The sequence below is a fragment of the Flavobacterium sp. genome (assembly GCF_043720215.1).
Classification (GTDB): Bacteria; Bacteroidota; Bacteroidia; order Flavobacteriales; family Flavobacteriaceae; genus Flavobacterium.
Genome location: NZ_JAYSSZ010000121.1, coordinates 1 through 4161 on the forward strand (window position 1 = coordinate 1; position 4161 = coordinate 4161).

Annotated in this window: 2 protein-coding genes and 1 pseudogene; all 3 read right to left on the reverse strand. The window is 32.2% G+C overall.

Translation table 11 applies throughout. From position 1 onward, the window contains the following. Positions 1-194: pseudogene (locus tag ACHZC3_RS05805) on the reverse strand (amino acid permease); the annotation flags it as partial. Positions 195-296: 102 nt separating this feature from the next. Further along, positions 297-2552, reverse strand: coding sequence for a patatin-like phospholipase family protein (locus tag ACHZC3_RS05810; protein WP_394758936.1), 2256 nt, complete (start codon positions 2550-2552; stop codon positions 297-299). A 2-nt stretch (positions 2553-2554) separates the two neighbouring features. Beyond that, a partial coding sequence (gene uvrC / locus ACHZC3_RS05815; RefSeq protein ID WP_394758937.1) for an excinuclease ABC subunit UvrC occupies positions 2555-4161 on the reverse strand: 1607 nt, incomplete at its 5' end.

The window sequence follows — 4161 nt, forward strand, 5'->3', positions numbered from 1 at the left end:
AATCCTATGGTTACAGATGGTCCAGCATTTTGCGCTGCTGCTGTTGCAGTTCTAACAAAAAGTCCAGCACCAATAATGGCGCCAATCCCTAATGCTACAAGTGACCAAGCAGTTAATGTTCTTTTTAATCCTTTTTCAGATTCTGATGCTTCTGCAAGCAATAACGGTATTGATTTTTTACTCCAAATAGACATAAAAATAAAGTTTTGTTTTTTAGTGTTCCAAAAATAGGCTTTTTTGAAAACAATTCAATAAAAAAATTCTTTTTCTGAAATTAATTTAACAGTTATGTGTTTCTAGAACCAGAAACCAACAGTAAACCAAGTATAACCCTTACCCGTTTCTGGCGACCATGATTGTTTTATTTCGATAGGCCCTAAAAGGGTTTCCATACCATAACCTAAGGCATAACCTGAGTATTTAGGACTAGATACCCAAGCTTCGCTATCAAAAATATTATCTCCAATGTTAGCGAAATTCGTTGTTAAATTTATATGATTCTTTTTTACAAATTCATAATCAAATGACAAACTGGCTTTTACGTAGCTATTTCCTGAAAGTTCTAAAAAATTATATCCATAAAATGGCTTGAGATTATTAATTTTATTAAATCCATAGCCTCCAAGCGTATAGTCGAAAACACTATTAACTTCTGTATCTACTAAAAAACCTCCTTCCGTTTGAAGCTTTACAGCAATTTTTTTGAACAATGTTCTAACTATTCCTGCATCCGCTTTAAAACTTGTAAAACGATTAAAATTATTATTATAATTTGAAGACGATAAGAACGATTGTGCATCACCTATAAAATACCATCCTTTTTTTGGAAAATATTTATTACTAAACGAATCATATTTCAAAAATCCTATGACCGAAAAATAATTACTCTTGTCTAAATACGTTTTTGTGTCCTGAATTGAATTTGAGAACACTTCTACATATTTATGTTCTAACCCAACACCAAAGAGAAATCTCTGCGCAAAAATTGTTTGCAAATAAGCTTGATTAGATAAATCTAGATAATCTATATTTATACTTTTAAGATCTGATTGGGTTATTATTTGACCTCCTTTAAAATCTGTTTTACTGCTTCTTTTAAACTGATTCAGCTTTGATTTTAATCCAAAACTCCAATGAAAACCATTGTCTATATAATAATCTAAATTATATCGAATATTATCACCTAAAATAAAATCGAAAGACGCAACGTCATTTTTAAAAAACAAGTTTTTCTGAGTAACGTTTATTAATGCACTTGATTTGAATAAATCATCGTAATGAGCACCTAGTTTAAAATACGTTTTTATAGGATTCTCTTTAACATCAATCATCAAGATATCTTGAGTATCTTCTTTTTGCAATCTATAACTTATAGAACTAAAATTTTGTGTTGCATTAAGGTTGTTTATACCACTATGTAAATCTGTGTAGCTAATTTTGCTTCCTGATTTAAATCGAAGTTTCCCAATTACATAAGAACGTGTATAATCTTCGTTCCCAACTATCCCAATCCCTTGAATGTGTAAACTATCAATATTAGTTGTGCTTTCAGGGATTTTATTGTAATTTGTTCCTAGTTTGCTCAACTGGTCTTTAACTAAAAGTGCAGCTTCAGCTCCTTTTTTTATAATTTCTTGGCCTTGATCAAATGAAATAACAGAAAAACCTTGAACATTGGGTCTAATGTATACGTCTGTTTGAAGCATTTTTCCTTTCATTTTTTCAATCATCTGAAAATTTGAAATTTGGGTTAGTATAGACATAACACCTCCTAGTTTTTCTCTATCCTTCAAATCATCTTGTACATCGACGCCAATAATAATATCTGCACCCATTTTGCGTACTTCTTCAATAGGATAATTATTAGCGACACCTCCGTCAATATACAAATTTCCATCAATTTCTACTGGCGAAAACAATGTAGGAAAAGCACCACTTGCAGACAAAACTAATGGTAAAGAGCCATTTTTAAAAACTTTTTCTTCGCCAGTCTCTAAATTTGTTGCAATACATAAAAAAGGCGTTTTTATTTTATTAAAATCTTGTATGTGTCTAACTTTATGAGTTAACTTACTCATAAGATTATAATTGTACATTCCTTTAGACAATCCTTTTGGAATAGTTATTTTGAAATTTTGAAATGGCAACGCAAGTGCATACATTTCATCATTGCTTTTTTCGTAAAAAGTTTTGTTTTTTCTTGGTACAAAATCTTGAATTAATTCGTCGAAATCTGTCCCTTTAAAAATCGAATCGAGTTGGTTGGCAGAATATCCACAAGCATATAGACCCCCAATTATAGCACCCATGCTAGTTCCGCCAATATAATCTATTTTTATTCCTGCTTTTTCAATTTCTTTAAGAACTCCAATGTGTGCAAACCCTTTTGCTCCGCCGCCACTAAGGACTAGTCCAATTTTTGGTTTTTTTATGATGTCTTGCGCTTGTGAAGTTAGAGAAAAGAAACAAGAAGCAAGAAGCAAGAAGTAAAAAGTAATGGTTTTTACTTCTTGCTTCTTGCTTCTTGTTTCTGTTTTATAAAAATTATTCATTTCTACTCTTTAGTTTTGTAAAAGTCGGTAATTTTTTTGGCTTTTGAAAGACCTATAACGTCAGAAATTTCTTTTTCTGATGCTAATTTTAATCTTTTAACACTTTTGAAATGTTTTATTAATGTTAGCATCGTTTTTTCTCCAATTCCAGGGATGGATTCTACTGATGAATTAAGTGCTGCTTTGCTTCGTTTGTCTCTGTGAAAGGTTATTCCGAAACGGTGTGCTTCGTTTCGCAATTGCTGAATTATTTTTAATGTTTCCGATTTTTTATCTAAATACAACGGAACCGAATCTCCTGGATAAAATAACTCTTCCAATCGTTTTGCAATTCCAATAATGGCAATTTTTCCTCGCAAATCGAGCTCGTCCATGATTTTGAGTGCCGATGACAATTGTCCTTTTCCACCATCAATAATAATTAAATTTGGTAGCGGTTGGTTTTCATCGAGTAATCGTTTGTATCTGCGATAAACAACTTCTTCCATAGATGCAAAATCGTTTGGACCTTCAACTGTTTTTATATTAAAATGACGGTAATCTTTTTTGCTGGGTTTCCCATCTTTAAAAACCACACAAGCTGCAACAGGATTGGTTCCTTGTATGTTCGAATTATCGAAACATTCTATATGTCGTGGCTCGACCGAAAGGCGTAAATCTTTTTGCATTTGTGCCATAATTCGATTCACGTGTCTCTCCGGATCTACGATTTGCAATTGCTTTAGTTGTTCTATTCTGTAAAACTTCGCATTACGAACAGACAAATCCAGAATTTGTTTTTTGTCACCTAATTGAGGAACGGTTACTTTTATATTTTCACCGACTTCAACCTCAAAAGGAACTATAATTTCTCGTGAAAGCAACTGAAAACGTTCCCTGAGTTCGATAATTGCTAATTCTAACAGTTCTTTATCGGTTTCGTCTAGTTTCTTTTTTATTTCTAAAGTATGGGAACGAATTATAGAACCATGCGAAATTTGGAGGAAATTGATAAATGCTGCAGCTTCGTCCGAAACGATAGAAAACACATCAATATTCGTGATTTTTGGATTGATAATCGTAGAACGAGATTGATAATTTTCTAGAATTTCAATCTTTTCTTTTATCTTTTGTGCTTCTTCAAAGTGCATATTTTGAGCCAAATTGGTCATCACTTTTTTGAAATCTTTCATCGATGCTGCAAAATTTCCTTTCAAGATTTCACGAATCGCATTTATTTGGGTTTGATAATTTTCTAGCGTTTCTAAACCTTCGCAAGGACCTTTGCAATTGCCAATATGATATTCTAAACAAACTTTAAATTTATGGTTTTCGATATTTTTTTCGCTCAAATCGAAATTGCAAGTTCGTAGCGGATACAATTCTTTGATTAACTCTAAAATAACAGAAACTGTTTTGAAACTGGTGTAAGGCCCAAAATATTCGGAACCATCTTTAATCATTTTTCGGGTTGGAAATAATCTCGAAAAAGGTTCTTTTTTAATACAAATCCAAGGATACGTCTTGTCATCACGAAGCAAAATATTATATCGTGGTTGCAGCGTTTTTATAAGGTTGTTTTCTAATAATAACGCATCGGTTTCGGTAGGAACAACAATGTGTTTTATAG

Bases quoted from the DNA above. Each gene is read 5' to 3' on its own strand.
- ACHZC3_RS05810 (WP_394758936.1), bottom strand. From the start codon at position 2,552: ATGAATAATTTTTATAAAACAGAAACAAGAAGCAAGAAGCAAGAAGTA.